Origin of the sequence: Paraburkholderia sp. GAS448, assembly GCF_050435685.1 — a bacterium.
GTDB lineage: Bacteria > Pseudomonadota > Gammaproteobacteria > Burkholderiales > Burkholderiaceae > Paraburkholderia.
This window is the reverse complement of record NZ_JBNDKT010000026.1, coordinates 87474-110870: the sequence shown is the minus strand read 5'-3', so window position 1 is coordinate 110870 and position 23397 is coordinate 87474. Positions and strand designations below refer to the sequence as shown.

General features: G+C 62.4%; 17 protein-coding genes. 15 read left to right on the top strand and 2 right to left on the bottom strand.

The genetic code is table 11. The features are described from left to right. Positions 1-13 precede the first annotated feature (13 nt). On the top strand, positions 14-949 hold the full coding sequence (locus tag P3T23_RS33950; protein ID WP_429320447.1) for a VOC family protein: 936 nt from the start codon (positions 14-16) through the stop codon (positions 947-949). Next, positions 946-2415 (top strand): alginate export family protein, encoded by a 1470-nt coding sequence (locus P3T23_RS33945; protein WP_429320446.1) that lies wholly within the window; start codon positions 946-948, stop codon positions 2413-2415. The genes P3T23_RS33950 and P3T23_RS33945 overlap by 4 nt, the downstream gene beginning before the upstream one ends. Before the next feature lie 48 nt (positions 2416-2463). On the opposite strand, the gene P3T23_RS33940 is transcribed toward P3T23_RS33945, so the two are convergent. Continuing rightward, positions 2464-5826, bottom strand: coding sequence for a PAS domain-containing sensor histidine kinase (locus tag P3T23_RS33940; protein ID WP_429320445.1), 3363 nt, complete (start codon positions 5824-5826; stop codon positions 2464-2466). A gap of 669 nt (positions 5827-6495) precedes the next feature. Between P3T23_RS33940 and P3T23_RS33935 the strand changes: the two genes are divergently transcribed. The 12 genes from P3T23_RS33935 (at position 6496) to P3T23_RS33880 (ending at position 19512) form a co-directional block, all read left to right on the top strand. Next, positions 6496-7134, top strand: a complete 639-nt coding sequence (locus tag P3T23_RS33935; protein ID WP_429320444.1) for a response regulator transcription factor — start codon at positions 6496-6498, stop codon at positions 7132-7134. 45 nt (positions 7135-7179) lie between these two features. Further along, a complete protein-coding gene (locus tag P3T23_RS33930) occupies positions 7180-7545 on the top strand; it encodes a response regulator (protein WP_429320443.1) in 366 nt (121 codons plus the stop codon). 323 nt (positions 7546-7868) lie between these two features. Beyond that, the gene (locus tag P3T23_RS33925; protein WP_429320442.1) at positions 7869-8111 is read left to right on the top strand and encodes a YtcA family lipoprotein; all 243 of its coding nucleotides are present in this window, start codon (positions 7869-7871) and stop codon (positions 8109-8111) included. Between the two features lie 19 nt (positions 8112-8130). Next, positions 8131-9189 carry a multidrug transporter subunit MdtN gene (gene mdtN, locus P3T23_RS33920; protein ID WP_429320441.1) on the top strand — a complete coding sequence of 353 codons (1059 nt, stop codon included), beginning with the start codon at positions 8131-8133 and terminating at the stop codon, positions 9187-9189. Positions 9190-9198: 9 nt separating this feature from the next. Beyond that, positions 9199-11307: an FUSC family protein gene (locus tag P3T23_RS33915; protein WP_429320440.1), complete on the top strand. Its 2109-nt coding sequence runs from the start codon at positions 9199-9201 to the stop codon at positions 11305-11307. Further along, positions 11304-12830 (top strand): MdtP family multidrug efflux transporter outer membrane subunit, encoded by a 1527-nt coding sequence (locus tag P3T23_RS33910; protein WP_429320439.1) that lies wholly within the window; start codon positions 11304-11306, stop codon positions 12828-12830. The genes P3T23_RS33915 and P3T23_RS33910 overlap by 4 nt, the downstream gene beginning before the upstream one ends. A 154-nt stretch (positions 12831-12984) precedes the next feature. Then, positions 12985-14628: a fatty acid--CoA ligase gene (locus P3T23_RS33905; RefSeq protein WP_429320438.1), complete on the top strand. Its 1644-nt coding sequence runs from the start codon at positions 12985-12987 to the stop codon at positions 14626-14628. A gap of 22 nt (positions 14629-14650) precedes the next feature. Beyond that, complete coding sequence (locus P3T23_RS33900) at positions 14651-15115, top strand: MaoC family dehydratase (protein ID WP_429320463.1); 465 nt, start codon at positions 14651-14653, stop codon at positions 15113-15115. 52 nt (positions 15116-15167) lie between these two features. Further along, positions 15168-16874: an alpha/beta fold hydrolase gene (locus P3T23_RS33895; protein ID WP_429320437.1), complete on the top strand. Its 1707-nt coding sequence runs from the start codon at positions 15168-15170 to the stop codon at positions 16872-16874. Between the two features lie 61 nt (positions 16875-16935). Further along, positions 16936-17382 carry a TIGR01841 family phasin gene (phaP, locus tag P3T23_RS33890; protein WP_429320436.1) on the top strand — a complete coding sequence of 149 codons (447 nt, stop codon included), beginning with the start codon at positions 16936-16938 and terminating at the stop codon, positions 17380-17382. Positions 17383-17395: 13 nt separating this feature from the next. After that, positions 17396-18226 (top strand): poly(3-hydroxyalkanoate) depolymerase, encoded by an 831-nt coding sequence (gene phaZ / locus P3T23_RS33885; RefSeq protein WP_429320435.1) that lies wholly within the window; start codon positions 17396-17398, stop codon positions 18224-18226. After that, the gene (locus P3T23_RS33880) at positions 18223-19512 is read left to right on the top strand and encodes a DUF445 domain-containing protein (RefSeq protein WP_429320434.1); all 1290 of its coding nucleotides are present in this window, start codon (positions 18223-18225) and stop codon (positions 19510-19512) included. The genes phaZ and P3T23_RS33880 overlap by 4 nt, the downstream gene beginning before the upstream one ends. A gap of 8 nt (positions 19513-19520) precedes the next feature. On the opposite strand, the gene P3T23_RS33875 is transcribed toward P3T23_RS33880, so the two are convergent. Further along, positions 19521-22295 (bottom strand): LuxR C-terminal-related transcriptional regulator, encoded by a 2775-nt coding sequence (locus P3T23_RS33875; protein WP_429320433.1) that lies wholly within the window; start codon positions 22293-22295, stop codon positions 19521-19523. A gap of 339 nt (positions 22296-22634) precedes the next feature. Here P3T23_RS33875 and P3T23_RS33870 point away from each other — a divergent pair, with 339 nt between their 5' ends. Continuing rightward, positions 22635-23384: an electron transfer flavoprotein subunit beta/FixA family protein gene (locus P3T23_RS33870; protein WP_429320432.1), complete on the top strand. Its 750-nt coding sequence runs from the start codon at positions 22635-22637 to the stop codon at positions 23382-23384. Positions 23385-23397: the final 13 nt, after the last annotated feature.

Sequence of the window (23397 nt, the reverse complement as noted above, 5' to 3'; positions counted from 1 at the left end):
AAGGAGTGTTCTTATGAGTACCGTCAAGATGTGTCGATTGTTGCGGGCCGCCGTTGTGTCGATCGCGGCGCTCGGCGTGGCGCTGGCCGGCTCGCCGGCTTTCGCCGAGGCCGACTATCAGAACGCGGGCAAGAGCCCACCCGTCGTGTCGGTCGGCCCGCAATACGACACGACGCACGTTTATGTGGCGAGCCAGGACATCGACGCATTCGTCGACAGCTTTGTCGCGACGTTCGGCGGCAAGGCTTCGCAGCGCGCCGTGTTCACGGTCACGCCGACGCCGAGCAAGACGGCTTCGCAATACGTGCAGACGCCTGTCGGCATGCTGTCGGTGTTCGCGTTCCAGACGCCGATACCGTATCCGTTCGGCAGCGAGCGCACGGGCTATCTCGTCACCGACATGGACAAGGCGGTTCGCGCGGCACGCGCAGCGGGTGCGGACGTGACCGTCGATACGTTCGACGATCCGATCGGCAAGGATGCGATCATCCAGTGGCCCGGCGGCCTGAACATGCAGCTGTACTGGCACTCGAAAGCGCCTGCGTATGGCCCGCTCGAGACGGTGCCCGACAATCGCGTCTATGTGTCCGCGCAATCCGCGAATAACTTCATCAGGCGCTTCCTGCGCTTCTCGCGCGGCAAGGTTGTGTCCGACAACCGCCATGTGGACGGCAGCGAAATCGGCCGGCCCGGCGAGACGATCCGGCGCGCGCGCATCACGTCCGGCTTCGGCAACATGCTCGTGTTCGTGACGGACGGCAAGCTGCCTTATCCGTTCGGCCGCGAGATGACGGGTTATCAGGTTGCCGATCTCGACGCGACGCTTGCGAAGGCGCAGGGCGCCGGCGTGAAGGTGTTGTCGCCCGCGAATCGCACGGTCGAAGGGCGCACGGCAATGGTCGAGTTTCCCGGCGGCTATGTCGCCGAGATTCACGAACTGAGCAAATGACGATGCATCCATCGTTAAGACGCAAGGTGTCGACGGCGGCCACGCTCGCCGCGCTGGCGGTGTGCGGTTTGACGGATGCGGGCGATGTGTCTGCTGCCGAAGGCGCTGCGGATGGTGGCGCGGCCGTCGTATCCGCGGCTCAATGCACCGCGAAGCGGCCGTCGCCCCTGTCGTTCAACCGCTGGCAGGAGGACTGGTCGGTGCTGGCGAATCCGTGCGTGCCGCGCAAGCCGTTCGACGCGCTCAAGTACATCCCGCTCGGCGGCGATCCGTCGACGTATCTGTCGCTCGGCGCGAACCTGCGCGAGCGCTTCGAGCTGAACAACACGCCGCTCTTCGGGCTCGGGAGCGCGCAGCCCGACAGCTACGTGATCCAGCGTGCCGAAGTGCATGCCGATGCTCGCATCGGTCAGCATGTGCAGGCGTTCTTTCAACTCGAGGATGCGCGGCCCTTCGGCAAGAACATGGTGACGCCCGTCGACAAGGACCAGCTAGACATCGAGCAGGCGTTTGTCGCCTACGTACAGGGCGTCGGCGGCGGCACATTCAAGGCGCGCGTCGGCCGCCAGGAGATGGCGTTCGACTTGCAGCGGTTTGTGTCGGTGCGCGACGGTCCGAACGTGCGTCAAGCATTCGATGCGTTGTGGGCCGACTACGAAATCGACAAGTGGCGCTTCATCGGCTATATGACACAGCCGGTGCAGTACCGCGATGCCGGGGTGTTCGACGATGTGTCGAACCGGCACCTCACGTTCAGCGGCGTGCGCGTCGAACGCAAGGACACGGGACCGGGCGATCTGTCCGCGTATTGGTCGCGCTACAACCGCGACAACGCGCAATTTCTCGATGCGACGGGCACCGAGCATCGCGATGTATTCGACGTGCGTTACGCGGGCAAGGTCGCGCCGTTCGACTGGGACGCGGAAACGATGCTGCAGACGGGGCACGTCGGCAAGAGCACGATTGGCGCGTGGGCGTTCGGGCTGCTCGGCGGCTATACGTTCGCGTCGGTGGCGGGCTCGCCGCGGGTTGGCTTGCAGGTGGATGGCGCATCGGGCGACCGGCATCCCGGCGATGGGCGTGTGGAAACGTTCAATCCGCTCTTTCCCAACGGCTACTACTTCACGCTGGCGGGATACACCGGCTACAGCAACCTGATTCACGTGAAGCCGTCGATCACGTTCAAGGTGTCGCCGAAGGTCACGTTAATGACGGCGCTTGGTCTTCAGTGGCGCGCGACGGCAGCCGATGCGATCTACGGTCAGGGGATGGCTGTGGTGCCCGGCACGGCAGGGAAGGGAACGCGCTGGACCGGGATGTATGCGCAGGTTCGCGCCGACTGGCTCGTTAGCTCGAACGTTGCACTCGCGCTGGAAGCGGTGCACTTCCAGGTCGGCGATTCGATCCGCGCGCTGGGGGCGCGCAACGCGGACTACGTGGGCGTCGAAGCGAAGTTCGGATGGTGACCCGACGCGTCGCGCCCGACGAGTTGCGCGCTTGAAGCCCCGGATGCATTATTTGGCGCTCACCTCCTGCCGGGAAATCTGGACAGGTAAGACCGGCAGGACGACGCGGAAGGTTGCTCCGTAGCCCTCATTATTGGCAGCAGTAAGACTACCCTCATGAGCTTCGATAATGGAGCGAGACACCGCAAGCCCGATGCCCATTCCCTTGGTCTTGGTCGTGACGAACGCGTCGAATATGCTGTCGCCACCGACGATGCCCGAACCGTTATCGATGACCTCGAGCAGCACGGAGCGGTCGTCAAGCGAGCTTGCAGTAATGAGAATCTTAGGTGTGCGTCCCGAGCTTTCCGTGGCATCCATCCCGTTCGAGATAAGGTTAAGAAGGACCTGCTGAATCTGTATCTGGTCTACGAACACTGGAGGCAGGCTATCGGGCAAGTCGAACTCGATGTCGGCGGTACGCCTGGCTTCGTCTTCCCGTAGCAGTCGTACGGCTTCGAGGACCATGTCTTTCACATTCCGTTCCCGCTTCCGGAATGTCTGCCGCTGGAACAGTGCGCGGATGCTTTGCATCGTCTCGTCAGCGGAACGGGCATCTCGAACGACGCTTTCCACGGAAGCCCTGGCTTCGCTCAGATTTGGCGGAGACGATGCGAGCCACCGTTTGCAAGCCTGCGCATTAGCGATAACGGACGTGAGAGGCTGATTGAGTTCGTGCGCGATGGACGCGGAGAGTTCTGCGACCGTGGCAATCCGGGTTGCCCGTGCGAGTTCAGTTTGAGTCTGTCTGAGCCGGTCCTCCGCGCGCTTCCGTTCGTCAATATCAAGACTGAGTCCATACCATTGGACAATGTTTCCATTGCGGTCTCTCATGGCTTCAGCGGTGTGCTGGTACCATCGATAAACACCGTCTTTTCGGCGAATCCGGGCAACGTGGCAGTGCGGTTCGCCAGTCTCGATCGAGTGTGTCCACGCTTGAACCAGGCTGTCCAGGTCGTCAGGATGGAAGGTCTTCTGATAGCCGACGCCTGCGAGCTGCGAAACATCCAGGCCAAGAAATTCAGAGGTTTTCCGATTGATGTAAGTGAGCCCTCCTTGTGGGTCATTGCACCAGAGCATGGCCGGGATGGTGTCGATAATCTCGCGTAGCTGGTGCTCGCGCTGTTCGAGCGCTGCTTCCGTTTGTTTGAGATCGCTGATGTCCGTACATACGCCGTACCAGTGTAGAACCCGCCCGCTTTCGTCGCGAAACGGTTCGCCGCGAACGAGGTACCAATGCAGTTTCCCATCGGCGCCAGTAACCTGATACGTGTCCTGGTACGACGCACCTTCGTCGACAGCTTGCTTCCGGCGCGAGCGGACACGAAGACGGTCAGCTTCCGGGACGAGGTTAAGTAACATTTCTTTGTCAATTTCTTCCCCGCTCTTTCCCATGAACGTTAGCATTTGCCGATTCCATCTGTCGATTTCTCCTTGCGGTGTGGCCCTCCAGATCATCGCGGGCAATGCGTCTACGAGCCTTCGCAAATTAAGCTCTTCCGTGCGAAGGACCTCCTGGGCTAACTGTCGCTCGTGGATATCCGTCGAAAGACCATACCAGTTCACGATTTGGCCGTTGGCATCCCGCATGGGAGTGCCTTTGCATTGAAACCAGCGATACGTGTTGTCGGCCGCGCGGAGCCGATGGACCCGGTCGTAAGGTCTCCCGCTATCGAGGGAATCTTGCCAGGCTTCAATTGTTGACGCAGAGTCATCTGGGTGCACCAGGTGAAGCCAGCCGCTCGCTGTCAAATCATCGAGCCGTAGTCCAGTGTAGTCTTCAGCTTGCCTGTTCACATATTCCAGGCGGCCATGGGCGTTCGTACGCCAGAGCAGGCCAGGAACAGTCTCTGTCAGCCAGTTCAGTTGAACTTCACGTTCACGAATGACCTCTTTGGACCTGTAAAGATCATCAATGTCGATGGTCACGGAATACCACTTGTAGACACTTCCGTCATCGTTAAAGTAGGGAACGGAACGCGTGTGACGCCATCGATAATTACCGTCGCGGTCTGCCCATCGGTAGGTAGTATCGTGCGCGCTCTTTTCCTGAACAGAGCGAAGATGCCCCTCCTTTACCCTGTCGCGGTCATCGGGGTGAATGAAACTCAGATAGCCGAGACTTTGTATGCCTTCAAGCGTAGTTCCCGTTTCCTCAAGTGTCTGCTGACTGATGAAGTCGAAATCGTGCTCTGTCCGGCTCGCGAAGCGGCCCGGTAATCGGTGGAGGAGTTCTCTGGCTTCTGTCTCAGTTGCCGCTAATGCCTGTTGAGCCTTGATGGTCTCTTCGATTTCTATTCCGACGAGGTACCAGTTGATGACGTCCCCGTTTGAGCAGCGTGATGGCTCGGCTATAAGACGCTGCCAGCGGTATACGCCGTCGTGCTGCAGCATCCTCACGGCAATATCGACCGGTTCGCGCGCGGCAATGTGCGCTTTCCATTGCTGCCGTGCGGCCTGCACGTCATCGGGATGAATGTAAGCCATCCATCCGTCACCGAGTATTTCCTCCATCGGCCTGCCCAGCGCGGCAACACCAACTTTATTCACGTAGAAAAGCTCGCCGGTGGGTCCGCCAACACATACGCATGCCGGCACACTATCCACAATTCGGCGAAAGGTTTCCTCTTCGGTTCGAAGAAGAGATTCGGCAGTCTTCCGGTCATGTATGTCCCAGCTCACCCCGACCCATCGCAGTAGCCGTCCACTGTCGTTTCTTATGGCTTTGACACGGCAGAGGAACCACCGGTACTCGCCGTCGGACCGCCTGAGTCGAAACTCGAGTTCTTCCGGGTCGTTTCCGGCCCGGAGTGCGTCCCAATATCGGTCGTTTGCCTGCAGATCGTCGGGGTGGATTGCGGTTCGGAAAGAGTCGCAGTTATGTGCTTCTCTTATGCCTGTGTATTCGAACAGGCTGGGACTGAGGTATTCGGTGGAGCCATCGGGCAGCGCAGTCCAGACATGGCCGGGAACGAGACTGCTGATGCTTTGAAGTGTCTGGTTTCGTTGGCGGACTTGCTCGTCAAACGGCTCATCCTTCAATCTGGCAGTTGAGCCTGGCTGCCGGGGGCGCCGGGAGACCAGCTCGGCACAAAGCCATGCCGCCGCGATTGCGACGGCGCAACGGGCGATCGAGCCGGAGGCAAGAGGAGGGTGCCTGGAAGCCAACACCACTCCGGCTATCCCAAGCGAGGCGAACCCGGCAGCCAGACGCCCGAAGCTGCGGCCGAAAAAGTACGTGAACAGGACAACCAGAACGAGGCTGAGGCAGCCCGTAAGCGGTTCGAGTAACCCTGCCACCCCAGACGCACCGGCTATGGCGACGCTGAGGACGACAACCCGGGACGGGTGTGGTATCAACACGGTAAGCATGTCAACCTCGGAATTCGCCGGCGCATTGGATGGTGATACTCTGCATTTCCCGCCAATGGGGGGGATGATACGAGTTTTCTGTACATCGGGTTACCGATGTGACAGGCTTTCAAAACTGGGTTTCCAGCGCAACGGTCTTTGCTCGCAAATTGAGTGCGGAGTGTCGCCAGTTATTTGTGTGTAGTACTTGAGAGGTCTGCTCGCGCGCACCGTTGTGGCACGAATCAAATACGAAGGCAATGGAGATATGTCATACCATTGTGGATGGCTGCCTGCATCTGGAGGATCAGAGTTTTTCGAAGACGCGGTTTTGAAGAACATGGGCGAACTGTCAAGGGTCCAACTGCCGCCAGACTGACCGCCTGTGTGCCGTCCGCGTCGAGCGCAGCATCGTCGGGCTGATAGCAGTGACGCCCGTCCGAGCGTGCCGCACCAAGGGATTTCAGGTGAAGTCGATGAGGCGAAACGATAAGCCTACGACTTCATATCTGGTAGTGCCATTACATAATCATGTAGTGCAAAGCACGGCTTCCCGCGCTTCCAGGCGACGATTCCGAGGGCTATAATTTTTTGTCGGCACGACCGCGCGAGAGGGACATTCAGCGAGATTGTCGTGGGCCGGCTGTGCCGACGTTAGGCGAGGCTTTCACCTGGCAACAGAGGGGTTCCATGGAATCCGCAAGCGAACTGGTGTATGTGGTCGACGACGACAGGCGGGTGCGAGAAGGACTCGCTGCGCTGCTGCGCGCAAACGGAAGAGACGTCCACGCATTCGAATCCGGCAGAGAGTTTCTGGACACACCACGTCAAAATGGCGTTGCATGTCTGATCCTGGATTTGAGAATGCCAGGCATGAGTGGGCTGGAAGTCCAGAAGCTGGTCAGCAGGGACTCACAGATTCCCGTCATTTTCATCACCGGAAGAGGAGATGTGCCGTCCACGGTCCTGGCCATGAAGGGCGGCGCTGTTGACTTCCTCACAAAGCCCGTCGACGAAGATGCGTTGATGCGCGCGGTTGATGCGGCACTCGCCAGGGCGCACGTTCTTCGCAAGGAGGCGGAAGATACAGCGGCGCTCCAGGCGCTCTACCAATCGCTGACCCCTCGTGAGCAGGAGCTTTTGCCGTTACTCGCAAGCGGCCTTCTCAACAAGCAGGCGGCAGCAGTGCTTGGTATCACCGAATACACCGTGCAGGTACATCGCGGCCACATCATGAGAAAGATGCAAGCGGATTCATTTGCCACTCTGGTCAGGCAGGCGGGCAAGCTGCAGCTCGAAACATCGTCGACGACCACGTTCGATGCCTGACGCTAACGCTAATTCTTTGTTGGACTCGATGACCCGGAGAAAATAATGCCCACGCCACGGGTTCGAACCGTTGCCGTGATTGATGATGACCGACGCGTTCTGACGTCTCTGGCGAACCTGCTGGCCTCTGGCGGGTACGGAACACGGGCCTACGAATCCGCACTGGATTTTTTGTCCGACGGCTACCCGGATCTGGTATGCGTTATCACTGATCTGGGAATGCGGCCCATTGACGGCATTCAACTGCTCGATAGAACGGTTCATTCGGACGCAGCCACGCCGGTCATCATTATCACAGGCAAACCGGGCGAGCATACGGAAGACTACTTTCTGCAGAGAGGTGCATTAGGTTTCTTCAGAAAGCCTGTCGACGGGGATGCGTTGCTGGATCTGCTGGATAGTATCGCTTGAACGGTTGGTGTCAGATTCCGGATTGAAATGGTCTGGTGGTGTTCGTGTTTCTTGCGGCGCCATTGCATATTCATGTAATGTGGAATGCCTGTTTCGGCGCTATCGTGACGAATTGCTACGTCCACACTCTTTCGGCGGGCTCACACTGACTGGTACAGGAACAGCGCCCCCGAAACTGTTTTCCTCGCTGTCCAAAACGCCGGAATCCAAGGTAAGACGCAGTAACGTGGCTGCAAGGTGTGACATTGATTCCAACCACAGGGACGACTTTGAAACGACATAATCCGCTCGCCAGAGGCAGATGTCCAAAGCGTGCAATCGGGATGGCCGCAATTGCCGCGGTTCTCGTGTCAGGGTGCGCAGGTTCGCCGTCCATTGGCGTGCTCGGCGCGTACTTTCCGGACTGGCTGTTCTGTATCGTCGCGGGCGTTGCGCTCACGGTCGTCATCTACCTGATTCTCAAGCGTTTGCAGGTCGACCATCTGCTGGGACCTTCAGCCCTGGTGTATCCCACGCTTGTCACTTTCCTCGCACTCGCTGTCTGGTTGGTGCTGTTCCAACATTGAATCTCCTCAGGTGGATGTAATGGCGACGACTGCCAGCAAAACATCGAAAAGCAAATGGCCGGCCATCATCCTGGTCGTAGTGACGCTGTTGCTGCTGCTTTTCGTCATCCGGCTGCTGGACCGTGCGCCTCGCACCGACGACGCCTACGTCTACGCGGATACGATCGACGTGGTGCCCGAGGTCAACGGCCGGATTGTCGAGCTGGCCGTGCGCGACAATCAGGCGGTGAAGCAGGGCGATCTGCTGTTCCGTATCGATCCACGTCCGTATCAGGACGCGCTGACGCGAGGCCAGGCGTCCCTCGTCGCGCTCGACCGCCAGATCGAGCTGACCCAGCGCACGGTCAACGCGCAGCAGTACAACGCGCAGTCGGTGCGCGCGGCCGTCGAGCGCGCGCGCGCCGCCGCCAGTCAGGCGTCCGATACGCTGAACCGCATGGAACCCTTGCTGTCGCACGGCTATGTGTCGGCGGAGGACGTCGACCGGGCGCGCACCGCGCAACGCGCGACGCAGGCCGAACTCAGCGCCGCACAACTGCAGGCGCAGCAGGCGGCAGCGGCCGTGAGCGGCGTCGACGCGCTGGTTGCGCAACGTGCCGTCGTCATGGCGGAGATCGCGATTGCCGAACTGAACCTCGAATATGCGACCGTGCGCGCACCGTTCGACGGACGCATCGTGTCGTTGAAGACATCGACGGGGCAGTTCGCGTCGGCGCTCAAACCCGTCTTCACGTTGATCGACACGCGCCACTGGTATGTGGTCGCGAACTTTCGCGAGACGGAACTCAAGGGCGTCCGTACGGGCACCCCCGCCACGGTGTACCTGATGAGCGATACAGGCCAGCGTTTCCAGGGCGCCGTCGATTCGATCAGCTACGGCGTCGCGCCCGATGAAGGCGGCCTGGCATTGCCGGGCGGCTTGCCGCGCATTCAGCGCACGCTTAACTGGGTGCACGTCTCGCAGCGTTTCCCGGTGAAGATCCGCGTCAACAAGCCAAACCCCGAGCTGTTTCGCGTCGGGACGTCGGCGGTGGCCGTGCTGGAGCCCGGGCGCGGCAACGACAGTGAAGGCCATTGAGGAGCGCCCATGGCCGCCGCCGACTACCTGCCGGTCACGCTGCGCGACGCAGGCGATTTCCTGAAGCGCGAGCTTGCGCCATTTCCTGGGCGGCTCAACGTGATGTTGCGTTGCATGCTGACGAGCGCGATCGTGATCGTCGCGTCGATGACGCTTGAAGTGCCGGAACTCGCGCTGTCGTTGCTGTTGGTGTTTTACGTCACGCAGTCGAACGTCGTGGTCACGCGGCTGGTCGGCGTGATGTTCATCGTCGGATCGACGCTCGCGATTGGGCTGTCGATCCTGCTGCTGAAGTTCACGTTCGACTATCCGTTGCTGCGCATCGTCATCGCGAGCCTGGTGTTCTTCGGCAGCGTGTACCTGCTCCGGGTGCTCAGGATCGGCGTCGTGTTCTTCATCGTCGCGATCGTCGTGATCTACGTGCAGAGCTTCGTGGACCAGACCGATCAGGCCGACCTTCTGATCCGCGCGGTGTTGTGGGTGTGGGTCGCCGTCAACTATCCGATCGCGCTGACGCTCGCGGTTAACACGTTGCTGTTGCCTGCCGAACCGCAGTTGCAACTCAAGGCGGAAATCCATCGGCAACTCGCGGCACTGGAAACGCGCCTGACGCAGCTGATCGACGGCACCGCGAGCGCCGCGCCGATCACGCTGGCGGCCGTCCAGCAAGGCGCGCTCACGCTGCAGAAGCTGCTGCGGTTCACGACGATGCGCGATGCCCACTATCGCGAGCACCAGGCGTTGCAACTGGCGTGCATCGCGACCGTGTCGCGCCTTTATCGCGGAGCGAGTGAACTGCCGCCTGGCTGGCCGGGCGCGACGGCAGCGCGGCTGGCGATGTTGCGCGAGTTGCGCGTGAACTGCCGCGCGCTCGACGAAGCGGTGATGTCAGGCGAGCCGTATCGTTACGTGAGCACGGCAACACCGGAAGAGCGCGCGGCCGCCGACACGATTCCCGCTGCAGGCGAATTGCAACGGGCGCTGCACGCATTCGCCGATCTGGTCGCAAGCGGTGCCGAGCCCGGCAAGCCGCCCGCGAGCGAGCCAATGGTCGCGCCGGACGCGTGGACCAATCCCGCGTATATGCGTTTTTCGCTGAAGACGCTGCTTGCCGTTCTGGTTTGCTACGTGTTCTACAACGCCGTGGACTGGCAGGGCGTCCACACGATCATGCTGACCTGCCTGATCGTCGCGCTGCCGAGCCTCGGCGCATCGACGCAGCGTGCGTTGCTGCGGGTGGCTGGGGCCGCCATCGGCAGCGCGCTGGCGTTGTTCATGGTGGTGTTCGTCGTTCCGCATCTCGACGGCATCGTCGGCCTGTTGCTGATGGCGTTGCCTGTCGTTGCGCTCGGGGCGTGGATATCAGCGGGTTCGGAGCGGATCAGCTACGCCGGCATCCAGGTGATGTTCACCTTCTCGCTTGCGTTGCTCGATCAGTTTAGCCCAACCACGAATCTGACTGAAATCCGCGACCGGATGGTCGGCATTCTGCTGGGTGTCGGCGTGGCGACCTTCTTGCAGATGTCGTTCTGGCGCGAGGGCGAGGGCGACGTGCTGCGGCAGAAACTCGCCACGATGCTGCGCGCCATTGCCGCACAGTTGCGTGCTCCACAGGCTGGCGTCGAGCAACCGGACGAGTTGCCCTATGCGCAGCGGCAGTTGCAGGCGTGGGCCGTGCTGGCCGATTGCGAAACGACGCTGTCGCGCGTCGCACTCGAGCCCAGCTGGCAGGAAGGGGAGCAGGCGCAGTTGACACTGCGCGCACAAACTGTCCTCGCGCAGGGGCGGGAGATCATGCTCGCTGGCGATGCGTTGCACAACACGCTCGCGGCGCAAGCGGGATCGTCAAGCCCACACGTTATCGACGCAGTGCGCGCGGCCCAGGAACAGGCCTGCACCGAACTCAACCGGTACGCAGATGAGCTTGCGATCAACCCACCCGATGCGCACGCGCCGCGGCGCATCGAGATCGCAGCGCTTGCTGCCGAACCAGCCCTGCCGACCGACCGGCCGCTCATCGCCGCCGCGCAAGACATGTCGCGACAGGTCGCGGGGCTGCCGGACTGGCGCGTCGAGTCACCCGTCACGGCGCCCGCTTCACAGGCGGTAGGAACATGAACGACCCCCACGCTCACTATCGTTTGCTGCCCCCCGGGGAGGTATCGGGTCCCGGCGGCTCGTCATGGCGTAGCCGCGCCCTCGGCGTCGCAGGGCTGGTGTGCATCTTCCTGGCGGGTTGCGCGCTGATCCACCACAACGGCATGCCCTATGCCGAGATCGCGCCCGCGCAGATCAATCTCGCGGACGACATCCACCTTGCGCGCGATGGCTGGCCCGCCGCCCGCTGGTGGACGCGTTATCACGATGAGCAACTCGATGCGCTCGTCGACCAGGCGCTGAGCAATGCGCCGACGATGGTCATTGCGCGTACCCGCGTGGCGCAGGCCAGGTCGGACGTCGAGCTGGTCAGGGCGGGGTCGAACCTTCAGGTGACCGCGCTTGCGCTGCTGGATCGCGAGCACGTCTCGGCGAACGGCTTTCTCGGCCCGTTCGCGACGAACGACCCGGCTTTGGGGACGACGGGCCCCTGGTACACCGCAGGCGTCGTCGGGCTTGGCGCAAGCCTGAACGTCGACCTCTGGGGCAAGCAGCGCGCGCAGGTCGCCGCGTCGATTGGCGTGAACAATGCGCGGCTGGCGGAGACGTCCGCGGTCGAGCTTGAAATCTCGACCGATGTCGCGCAGCTTTATTACGGCATTCAAACCACTTACCAGCTGATCGATCTGCTGAACGAATCGCACGAGGTCGCGGCCTTCGCGGTGCAGGCACACGAAGGGCGTGTGGTGCGCGGTCTCGAAGCCCGGACCCAGTTCGAGGAAGCCCGCGCGCAGCAACTGGGCCTCGAACGGCAGATTGTCTCGGCGCAAGAGCAGATCCGGCAGTTTCGCGAGTCGTTGCGGGCGTTGGTCGGCGCCGGCCCCGATGGCCTGCCCGCCATCGAACCCGTCGCGCTGCCGCGTTCGCAGGCGGCCCTGCCGGCGACGCTGTCATACGAGCTGCTGGCCCGCCGGCCGGATCTGCAGGCGATGCGGTGGTATGTAGAGGCATCGTTCGACCGGATCGACGCGGCGAAAGCGGCGTTCTATCCAAGCTTCGATATCAAGGCGTTTTTCGGCTACAACGCATTGCACCTCGCGGACCTCTTCACGCATGCGAGCCAGCAGATCAACCTGATTCCGGGCCTGTATCTGCCGATCTTCGATGGCGGCAGGCTCAACGCGAACCTGAGCGGCGCGCGCGAGGGGAGCAACCTGTTGATCGAGCAGTACAACCAGGCCGTCCTCAACGCGGTACGCGATGTCGCGCAGACGGGCAGCCGTCTGCAAGCCCTCGATGCAGAGACCGAATTGCAGAAGCAACGGATCGAATCGGTTGCGTTTGCGAGGGACAGCGTCGAGGCGCACTATCAACGAGGCCTGACGAGCCGGCTCGCGGCGCTGGAAGCGCGCCAGCCGGTGATCGCGGAACAGGTTGCCCTGCTCACGCTTGACGGCCAGATGCTCAGTCAGGAGATCGCGTTGACGAAGGCGCTCGGCGGCGGCTATCGCGCCGATCCGCCCGTCGAACTGAAGCCGCGCTGAACGGCGCGGCGACATCCTCAAAGCTCCCCTGTTCGGGGGATGGCTCATCCCCCCGAACAATCCGATGATGGCGTCATTCGGGATGCCACCGTGCGCGACACGCACCGACGGACCTGTGTCAGCCCGATCCATTTCTCGACCTCAGGAGATTTAGATGCAGGACGCCGTGCAGGACCCGACGCCATCCCCCTATGCCTATCCGCTGCTGATCAAGCAACTGCTGCATACGCCGTTCGTTCAGGCGCCGGATCAGGAAATCGTGTACCGCGGCCAGTTGCGGATGACCTACACCACGCTGAGGGAACGCATCGCGCGGCTCGCCAATGGCCTCAGCCGGCTCGGTGTGCGGCATGGCAGCACCGTGGCCGTGATGGACTGGGACAGCCACCGCTATCTGGAGTCGTACTTCGCGGTCCCGATGATGGGCGCCGTGCTTCAGACGGTCAACGTGAGGTTGTCGGAGGCGGAGATCGCCTACACGATCAACCACGCTGGCGCAGAGGTGCTGTTCGTTCACACCGATTTCCTGCCCATGGTCGAAGCGATCAAGGATCAGCTTGAAACGGTCCGCACCTTCGTGTGGATCGACGAGCCCGGCAGTGAAGCGTGCGCGCACACCATTGCGTTCGCCACGGAATACGAGGCGATGCTCGCGGCGAGCGCGACGAGCTACGATTTCCCCGACTTCGACGAGAACACCCGGGCCACGACGTTCTACACCACGGGAACCACCGGCCTGCCCAAGGGTGTGTACTTCTCGCACCGCCAGCTGGTCCTGCACACCATCACCTTGATGGCGGCGCTGTCGAGCCCGGTGTCGGGACAGCGCTTTCACCGCGGCGACGTCTATATGCCGCTGACGCCGATGTTCCATGTGCACGCTTGGGGCATGCCCTACATCGCCACGGTGCTGGGCGTGAAGCAGGTCTATCCGGGTCGCTATGTGCCCGAGCGTCTCGTGCAACTGATCCGCGACGAAGGCGTCACGTTTTCGCACTGCGTCGGCACGATCCTGCACATGCTGCTCTCGTGCGATGACGCGAAGCACGCGGACTTCAGCAAATGGAAGGTCATCATCGGCGGCGGCGCATTGCCGCACGGCCTCGCGCGCGCCGCGCTCGATCGCGGCATCGACATCTTTGTCGGCTATGGCATGTCCGAGACCTGTCCCGTATTGAGCCTCGCGCAACTTCCGCCTGACACCGGGCCGCTCGATCGCGATGAAGAGGTGCGCCTGCGCTGCAAGACCGGTTTCCCCGTTCCGCTCGTCGATGTGCGCATCGTCAACGAGAACATGGAAGACGTTGCGCACGACGGCCGTGCCTACGGCGAGATCGTCGCGCGTGCGCCGTGGCTGACTCAGGGCTACCTGAACAATCCGGACGCGTCCGCGCAGCTCTGGACAGGGGGTTACCTGCATACGCAGGACATCGCGAACATCGACGCGACCGGCAACATCCAGATCACCGACCGCATCAAGGACGTCATCAAATCGGGCGGCGAATGGATCTCTTCGCTCGAAATCGAGAGCCTGATTTCGCTGCACCCGGATGTCGCGGAAGTCGCGGTAATCGGGATCAAGGACGAGAAATGGGGCGAACGGCCGGTTGCGCTGGTGGTGCTGAAAGCGGACGCGGTGGTCACCGAAGACGACATCAAGGCGCACGTGATGGGCTTCAGCAAGACAGGGCGGATCTCGAAGTACGCGGTGCCGCAGATCGTCAAGTTCGTCGACGCGCTGGAGAAGACGAGCGTCGGCAAGACGAACAAGAAGTGGTTGCGCGAGCAGTTCGCCTGACCCGTCGCAAGGAGCAAACATGATGAGCATCAAGGGATACAGCGTGGCCACGATTGACGACTTCGTTGGCCGCGAACTGGGCGTGTCGGACTGGGTCGTCGTCGATCAGGCGCGTATCGACGCCTTCGCGGCATGTACGGGCGACAGGCAGTGGATTCACGTGGATGTCGAACGCTCGACACGCGAAAGCCCGTTCGGCGGCACGATCGCGCATGGCTATCTGACGCTTTCACTATTGGCGGCGCTCGCGATGGAGATCGGACTCATTCCTGAGGACGCATCGGCTGGGCTGAACTACGGCCTGGACAAGGTGCGCTTCATGACACCGGTGAAAGCGGGAGCGCGGGTGAGAAATCGCGTGACGCTGATTTCGGTGGAAAAGAAGGGCGGCGGCCGGATCATCGTCAAGACGATGAACGAACTGCAGATCGAGGGCGAGGAGAAGCCGGCGCTCATCGCCGAGACATTGGCGATGCTGGTCGCGTAAGCGTCAGCAACTGTGTTGGCGAAGCGGATAGAGATGTTTGAGGAGCAGCAAGATGGCGGCAAATGACGAAAGCACGGCACGCAGCGAGCAGTCGAACGACCTCGCGGCGTCTGCCGCGGAAGGCATGCTAGGACCGAATCCGTTCGTGGGACTGCGCCCGCGCGACATTCTGGCAACCGCGCAGCAGATTGGCGCCCAGGCGCTGCGGCAACCCACATTGCTCATGGAGCAGGAGGCGGCGCTCGCTCGCGATCTGATGGCCGTGCTTGGCGGCAGTGCGGACTGTACGCCGCCTCAGGGCGACAAACGCTTCACCGACCCTGCGTGGCAGAGCAATTCGCTTTACCGCATGGCGCTGCAAAGTTACGTGGCGTGGCGCAACGCGCTGACAGGGTTTGTCGACCGCTCCGCGCTCGACCCGAGGAGCAAGGAACGTGCGCAGTTCGTGCTGTCGCTCTTCACCGATGCGCTGTCGCCGACGAACACGCTGCTCGGCAATCCGGCTGCACTCAAGAAAATCATCGATTCGGGCGGCGCAAGCCTGCTTGGCGGCATGCGGAACCTCGTGACGGATATGCTGCAGAACCAGGGGATGCCCGCGCAAGTCGACAGGACGGCGTTCAAGGTGGGCGAAAACCTCGGCACGTCGCCGGGCGCGGTGGTCTTTTCCAACGAGGTGCTCGAGCTGATCCAGTACGCGCCGGCGACGGAGCAGGTGTACGCCCGGCCGCAGCTGATCGTGCCACCCCAGATCAACAAGTTCTACGTGTTCGACCTGTCCGAAGGCAAGAGCATCGTCGACTACCTGGTGAAGAACGAGTTTCAGGTGTTCGTGGTGAGCTGGCGCAATCCCACCGCGGCGCAGCGTCACTGGGACCTCGATACCTATGTTGCCGCGCTCCTCGAAGCGATCGCGGCCGTGCGCGACATCACCGGCAGCGACGATGTCAACCTGCACGGCGCCTGCTCGGGCGCGATGACGATTTCGGCACTGCTCGGCCACCTCGCAAGCCGGGGTGACAGGAGCGTCAACGCCGCCACGCTGATGGTCGCCGTGCTGGACAATACGGCTGACTCGCAGCTCGGTCTCTTTGCAACGCCGGAAGCCATCGCGGCTGCAAAGCAGAACAGCACATCGAAGGGGGTGCTCGCCGGCGAAGAAATGGGCCGCGTGTTCGCGTGGATGAGACCCAACGATCTCGTCTGGAACTACTGGGTCAATAACTACCTGCTCGGTAAAGCGCCGCCCGCTTTCGACATCCTCTATTGGAACAACGACGCGACCCGGCTGCCCGCGCGGATGCATGGGCAACTGCTCGATATCTTCACGGGCAATCTGTTCAGCAAGCCTCGCGCGCTGACGGTCCTGGGTACGCCGATCGACCTGTCAGAAGTGACGTGCGACAAATACGTCGTCGCCGGCATGACCGATCACATCACGCCGTGGAAGGGCGTGTACAACACGGCGCGCACGTTCGGCGGCGACACGCGCTTCGTGCTGAGTTCGAGCGGTCATATCCAGAGCCTGATCAACCCGCCGGGCAATCCGAAGGCGAAGTTCTTCCTCAATGCCGATTTGCCCGCCACTGCCGACGCATGGCTCGCCAATGCCCGGGCTGAAAAGGACTCGTGGTGGGCCGACTGGCGCACGTGGCTCGCCGACCATTCCGGCGAGCGGCGGCCCGCACCGGCGACAGTCGGCAACGAGCGGCACCCCGCTGGCGTGAAGGCGCCGGGAACGTATGTCATGGAAGCATGACGCACACTCGTTGACCGCACAGTGGCCAACATTTTCTTAACACAGTTTCACTGGAGTATCGATGATGGATTCAACCAATTTCAATAGCATTTTCTCGGAGTATAAAAAGGTCGTTGGACAGTTCAAGCTGCCCGGCGTCGACGTGGGCGCACTTCTCGAGTCGCGCCGCAAGGACATCGAGGCGATCGTCGAAGCCAACACGACCGCGCTTGCAGGCGTGCAGTCGCTAGCTCAGAAGCAGTCGGAGATCCTCCGCACGACGCTGGCCGAAGTGCAGTCGCTCGTCAGCCGCGTTGCCCAGCCGGGAGCCCAGCCCGCCGCCAACACGGGCGAAGTGGTGCAGCAGGCACTGCACAAGGCGCTGGCGGACATGCAGGAACTCGCGGACACGGCATACCGTGCGCAGTCGGACAGAGGAACTGAAGACGCTCCTTCAGCCGAAGAAGTAATGCGACACAGCCCGTGCGGTATGCCGACGCCTCGAATGAAGTGTCCTTCCAGAAGATGATCCGGAAAGAGAAATGCACACGAGTCCCGAGTCCGCTTGCATGCAAATCCAGATGATCGATCTGGACGGTCAGACGCTGCGTGTCGCAACGTGGCGCGGCAGCGATGCTTCGCCGCCGCTGCTCATATTCAACGGCATCGGTGCCAACCTCGAACTGGTGGAGCCGTTCGTCGCGGCGCTCGAAGACGTGAGCGTCATCATCTTCGACATTCCGGGCGTCGGCGGCTCGCCTGCGCCGGTCGTGCCGTATCGCTTTTCGACGTTGTCCGTGTTGACCGACAAGCTGCTGACGCGACTCGGCCATGACGGGGCCGTCGATGTGCTCGGCGTATCGTGGGGCGGCGCGCTGGCGCAGCAGTTTGCGCGTCTGTATCCGGGGCGTTGCCGCAGGCTGATTCTCGCGGCAACCTCGCCCGGCGTCATCATGGTGCCGGGCAAACTGTCGGTATTGTCAAAGCTGATCGGCCCGCGCCGCTACACGGATCCCGCCTACCTTCAAGAGGTGGGTGCGGACATCTACGGGGGCGCTTACCGGCGCAATCCGTCGCTGCTGAAGGCGCACAGCCGGCACATTCAGCCGCCGCGCGGTCGCGGCTATCTCTATCAACTGCTGGCCGTCACGGGCTGGACCAGCCTGCCGTGGCTCGGTGCGTTGCGCCAGACGACATTGGTCATGCACGGCAACGACGACCCGATCGTGCCGCTGACCAACGCGAAGATTCTCGCCGCCCGTATCCGCGATGCGACGCTCTATGTGATCGATGACGGTCACCTGTTTCTCATCTCGCGCGCGAATGAAGTCGCGCCTGTGGTGCGCAGGTTTCTCCGGCAGGAGGCGAGTTGAGTTTCTTTGCGGGCGGTAGCGATGGTGCGCGGCCGGCCGCCGCGAGTGCGCGCGAAGACCGCAAGGCAAGAGGCCTGAAGCGCATGCGGCGCACGGCGACGTGCCTGCTCGCCTTCATGATTGCGTTGCTGCTCGCGTGTGTCGCCTGGCAGGCTGACCATTCATGGCTTGCGTGGCCGCGCGCGTTTGCGGAGGCCGGCACGGTCGGCGCGATCGCGGACTGGTACGCAGTCGTCGCGCTGTTCCGTCATCCTTTGGGTCTGCGGATCCCGCATACGGCGATCATTCCGCAAAACCAGCAGCGCATCGCCGAGAGCCTCGGCAACTTCGTCGAGGAAAATTTTCTGACACCGGAACTCATCGTCGACAGGCTGAGCGGCCACGATGCCGCGCAGGCCCTTGCCCGGTGGCTGGCGCAGCCGGCGAATAGCCGCGGGGTCGCCGATATCGTTGCGGACGCCGTTGGAGGATTGCTTGACGGCATTGACGAAGCAGACGTCCAGTGGCTTTTCGACCGTGTGGTGATCCCGCAGCTGCGTACGCTCGACGTATCCCGCGTGGCGGGCGACGTCCTCAAGGTACTGACCGAAGGCGAGCGGCATCAGCCGTGGCTGGTTCACGGACTCGACGCGCTGGAGAAGTGGCTGACGGCGAATGTCGAAATGATCAAGGCCAAATTCAGCGAGGCATCGAGGTACACGCCCGCGCCGCTTGACGCCTATATCGTCAGGAAATTTATCGAAGGCATCATCGCGCTCCTCCATGAAGTGGCGGCGAATCCGGACCACGAGCTTCGCCGCCAGTTCGATGAGGCCTTGCAGGCGCTGGCCGTGCAATTGCAGACCTCGGCTGTGCACCGCCGTTTCGGCAAGTCGCTGATGCGCGACTGCATTCGTTATTTCAGGCATGCAGACTACTATCACGTACTGCTGGATCGCTTGCGCATGCGTGTGATCGCCGATCTCGGCCACGAGCAGTCGGCCGTGCGCGACGCATTGACGAGTATGCTGGCTTCGCTCGGCAAGCGGATCAGCCGTGAGCCTGAGATTCAACACAAGCTGAACGCATGGTGGCTCGGGCTCGCGCGCGAACTCGTCGTGCGCTACGGGCGCCAGCTTTCCACGCTGATCACCGAGGTCGTAAAAGGCTGGAATGCAGGTGAAGTGAGCCGGAAGATCGAAGCGGAAATCGGCCGTGACCTGCAGTATGTCCGGATCAACGGCACATTCGTGGGCGGCATGGTCGGCGTGCTGCTTCACGCCGCCACACTCGTCGTCGCGCGGTGAGACGTGCGCTAGCCGGCCGCAACCAGTCCCAGTGCCTGCGCGCGCGCGACGGCGTGCGCGCGCTTGTCGACGGCCAGTTTCACGAAGACGTTCTTGACATGAGTCTTGACGGTTTCGGGCGTAATCCCCAGCGTGCGTGCGATCTCCTTGTTCGATTGCCCCTGGGCAATCAGCTCGACGATGCTGCGCTCCCGTGCGCTCAACGACTCGCGCTCCGTGTCGCGCCTGGGCCTGGCGGTGGGCTCATATAGCGCTCGCCAGCCGTCCAGCAGGCGATCGATGTAAGCGATGCGCTCCTTCGTCTGCGGGGTGGAACGCGTGTCGTCGCGAACCGCTTGCAGGAGCGGCCCGATTTCCGGCCCCTGGTCAAGAATCGAGCGGTAGATGCCGCTATTGGCGCTCAGCACTTCGCGAAAGATTTCGACGGCGCGGGTCTGTTCGTTCGCACGCAACCAGACGAGCGCGAGCACGGTGCGCAGGCGCAGCGCGAGATAGTCGCCGTGCCGGCTTTCGACGCTTTGCAAAGCGGATGTCAACGACCCGAGGGCTTCCTCTGTCCGGTTCTGGGCCATCGCCACCCAGGCCACCGCGATCGCGCGGAAGGTCTCGATCTCCGGCGAGACGGCATGCTCCGCGGCGCAACGGGCGTCCACCAGCTGATCCAGTTGCACGACACATGCTGACGCTTCCGTGATTCTCCCTTCCGCAAGATAGAGCCGTGCGCGCTCGACGAGGACGCCGGCAATCAGCCGGTCCCAGCCGCGGGCATGACCCAGAATCTGCGCCTGATGGAGCAACCCATAGGCCCGCTCGGCGTCGGAGCGCGAGATAGCGATGCGGACGAGCACGCGATAGGCGATCAATGTGCTATCGAGCAGGACCGCCAGGTCGATCACCGGCATGAGATCGACCAGCAACGCTTCCGCCTCGTCGAGCCGCCCCTGCTCGTACCAGATCTGCGCAATCATGGGCGCGCACAACGCGGCCGAGATGGATTTCGGACCGGCATGGCGCTCGGCGAGCTGTATCGACTCGGTGAAATAGTGCTCGGCGAGCGTGAAGTGCATCTGCTGCATTTCTGCGTGGCCGAGCAGGCATAGCCGGTAGACCGAGGCGAACACATTGCGCTGGTCTTCCTCGATCGAATAGGGGATCCACGGTGTTGCGTACAGCGCCTGCAGGTTGCCTGCTTTCCAGTGCCCGAAGCGCACGACGTTGGAGACGACGTTGGTGGTCCAGCTGTCCGTCGACGGCCGGTCGAGACACGCCTGTGCGATCGCAAGCGCGCGCGGCGGGTCGTCCTGTAGTGCGGCCACCACCGAGCGGATCGCCTGGCACTCCCAGCGGATGTTGTCGGCGGCGTCGCTCGAGCCGGTACCTGCGTCGCGCTCGATCTCATCGAGCATCGCGAGCGCTTCGTCGAAACGCATCGCAAGGGCCATCCCCCACGCAATCGCGAGCGTGATCTTCACCTGCCCGCGCATCAGATGCGCCGGGAACTGCCGTTGCCAGCCGAGCAGCGTGAGCAGGTCGCCTTTCGTGACGAGCGCCATCGCGCAGTGAGCCATCAAGGAGACGGCGTCTTCCGTATCGCCCGCGGCGATCGCGTGCCTGACCGCGTCCGTCCATTGCGCCTCTTTGGCGTACCACTGGCTCGCACGACGATGCAGGTCCACCACTTGATTGCGATGCCGGGTTTCGAGCCGCCGGCGCAGGTACTCGCCCATCAGATGGTGATAGCGGAACCAGCGTCCTTCGATATCGAGCGGTTCGAGCAGCACCTGGCGCGCAGAGATCGCGTCGAGCATGCCCTGTTGCGCCGCAATGCCGGTTACCGCTTCGCATAGCGACGCCGTCAGGCGGTCGAGTATCGACGTGCACAACATGAACTCGACCATGTCGGCCGGCAAACGCTTGAGCATGTCTTCAAGGTAGGCGGCGAACGGCCGGGAGGCACCGGACGGTGCGCTCACGTCCCAATCCGGTTTGCCTTCGTCACGCGATAGCACCGAGGCAGAAATGCGCAGCGCAGCAGCCCAGCCTTCCGTGCTTGCGAACAGCGACTTGACGCTGGCAGCGCGCAGCCCGGCTGGGCATTCGTGTTCGACAAAGCTGCGTGTTTCGTCGAAGTTGAAACGCAGTGTCGACGCGTCGATTTCCAGCAGGTCGTTCCTGGCTCTCAGGATGGCGAGCGGCAGCGGTGGATCGGTACGCGTGCAGACCACGACATGCACGTTCGACGGTGCGTTCGCGATGAAGTACGACATTGCATCGTGAATGGCGGGCAGGCTGATCAGGTGATAGTCGTCGACGAATAGATAGACCTCGTCGTCGACGTCGACGAGTTCGTTGATCAGCGTCGACACGACTGAGTGCGCGGGCACGAGCGACGCCTCGGTTGTCAGGCTGACCGCCGACACGCCGACGCTGGCGCAGGCGTTGCGCAATGCCTGCGCCAGATGATGGAAGAAGCGCGCGGGTTCGTCGTCCTCCGTGTCGAGCGACAGCCACGCGACATATGCACCGCTTGCATTCAGCCCGTTCAGCCACGTGAGCGCAAGCGATGTCTTGCCAAAACCGGCAGGCGCCTTGATTACCGTGAGCCGTTTGTATTCCGCCTTCCCGGCGAGAGAGACGAGCCGTGGCCGATCGATCAATCCGGCGGGCAGGCGTGGCGGAAAGACCTTCGTTGCGAGGAAGAGAGGTGGCCTGTTCGGGGACATCGCTTCTGTCACGCGCATCAGCTGCTCCAGACGTTCGGGTTGACCCTGACTGCCGTCCATGCAATCGCGCTCCCCTTTAAGGGGGATTTTGCGCGACGCCGCGCTCAGACACTATGTCATCCAGCGAGGAGATCGCAGTTCCACAGCTGGACAACGGTGCGGCACGCCGGCCGGTCATGGGGGAATCGTCCCTCGGCGGGCGCGGCCTGAACCGGTGTTTTGCTCACGAAATGATACGCCCAACCACCTTGAGCGAGGAGACATGTCTACCGCGGCGAATCGTATTGCGGTGCACAAACCCGGGCCGGCAGCGCGTATCCCGCACGAACAGAACGAAATCTGGAGCGACTGGTTCGCAGGGCCGGCGTGGCGGAGTCCCTTATCGAAATGGAGTAGGCAATGAAAGTACTGGTTCCTGTCAAACGCGTCGTCGACGCGAATATGAGAGTCCGCGTGAAAGCCGACGGCAGTGCCGTCGACATCGCGAATGTGAAGCTGTCGATGAACCCCTTCGACGAAATCAGCGTGGAAGAGGCCGTGCGTTTGAAGGAAGCCGGCGCGGCGTCGGAGGTGGTCGTCGTGTCCTGCGGGGTGCAGGGCTGCCAGGAAACGCTGCGCACGGCGATGGCGACAGGCGCTGACCGCGGCATCCTCGTCGAGACCGACGCCGAGTTGCAGCCGCTCGCCGTAGCGAAGCTGCTCAAGGCGCTGGTGGACAAGGAGCAGCCGCAACTCGTGATGCTCGGCAAGCAGGCCATCGACGACGACGCGAACCAGGTCGGCCAGATGCTCGCGGCGCTGCTCGGCTGGCCGCAGGCGACCTTCGCATCGAAGGTGAGCTTCGAAGCAGGCAAGGCGACCGTGACGCGCGAGATCGACGGCGGACTCGAGACGATCGAGGTCGATCTGCCGGCCGTCGTGACCACCGATCTCCGGCTCAACACACCGCGCTATGCGACGCTGCCCAACATCATGAAGGCGAAGAAGAAGCCGCTCGACGTGGTGACACCCGATGCCCTCGGCGTCGACATCGCACCGCGGCTGTCGACGCTGAAGCTCGCGGAGCCGCCGAAACGCGAGGCGGGCATTCGCGTCGCCGACGCCGCGGATCTGGTGGACAAGCTGAAGAACGTCGCACACGTCATCTGACCGGAAGGAGGAA

Coding starts and splice junctions, on each gene's coding strand:
- P3T23_RS33875 (WP_429320433.1), bottom strand. CDS start 22,295: ATGGACGGCAGTCAGGGTCAACCCGAACGTCTGGAGCAGCTGATGCGC.
- P3T23_RS33915 (WP_429320440.1), top strand. CDS start 9,199: ATGGCCGCCGCCGACTACCTGCCGGTCACGCTGCGCGACGCAGGCGAT.
- P3T23_RS33895 (WP_429320437.1), top strand. CDS start 15,168: ATGGCGGCAAATGACGAAAGCACGGCACGCAGCGAGCAGTCGAACGAC.
- P3T23_RS33940 (WP_429320445.1), bottom strand. CDS start 5,826: ATGCTTACCGTGTTGATACCACACCCGTCCCGGGTTGTCGTCCTCAGC.
- P3T23_RS33905 (WP_429320438.1), top strand. CDS start 12,985: ATGCAGGACGCCGTGCAGGACCCGACGCCATCCCCCTATGCCTATCCG.
- P3T23_RS33935 (WP_429320444.1), top strand. CDS start 6,496: ATGGAATCCGCAAGCGAACTGGTGTATGTGGTCGACGACGACAGGCGG.
- P3T23_RS33870 (WP_429320432.1), top strand. CDS start 22,635: ATGAAAGTACTGGTTCCTGTCAAACGCGTCGTCGACGCGAATATGAGA.
- P3T23_RS33910 (WP_429320439.1), top strand. CDS start 11,304: ATGAACGACCCCCACGCTCACTATCGTTTGCTGCCCCCCGGGGAGGTA.
- P3T23_RS33950 (WP_429320447.1), top strand. CDS start 14: ATGAGTACCGTCAAGATGTGTCGATTGTTGCGGGCCGCCGTTGTGTCG.
- P3T23_RS33930 (WP_429320443.1), top strand. CDS start 7,180: ATGCCCACGCCACGGGTTCGAACCGTTGCCGTGATTGATGATGACCGA.
- P3T23_RS33900 (WP_429320463.1), top strand. CDS start 14,651: ATGAGCATCAAGGGATACAGCGTGGCCACGATTGACGACTTCGTTGGC.
- P3T23_RS33945 (WP_429320446.1), top strand. CDS start 946: ATGACGATGCATCCATCGTTAAGACGCAAGGTGTCGACGGCGGCCACG.
- P3T23_RS33925 (WP_429320442.1), top strand. CDS start 7,869: ATGGCCGCAATTGCCGCGGTTCTCGTGTCAGGGTGCGCAGGTTCGCCG.
- phaZ (WP_429320435.1), top strand. CDS start 17,396: ATGCACACGAGTCCCGAGTCCGCTTGCATGCAAATCCAGATGATCGAT.
- mdtN (WP_429320441.1), top strand. CDS start 8,131: ATGGCGACGACTGCCAGCAAAACATCGAAAAGCAAATGGCCGGCCATC.
- phaP (WP_429320436.1), top strand. CDS start 16,936: ATGATGGATTCAACCAATTTCAATAGCATTTTCTCGGAGTATAAAAAG.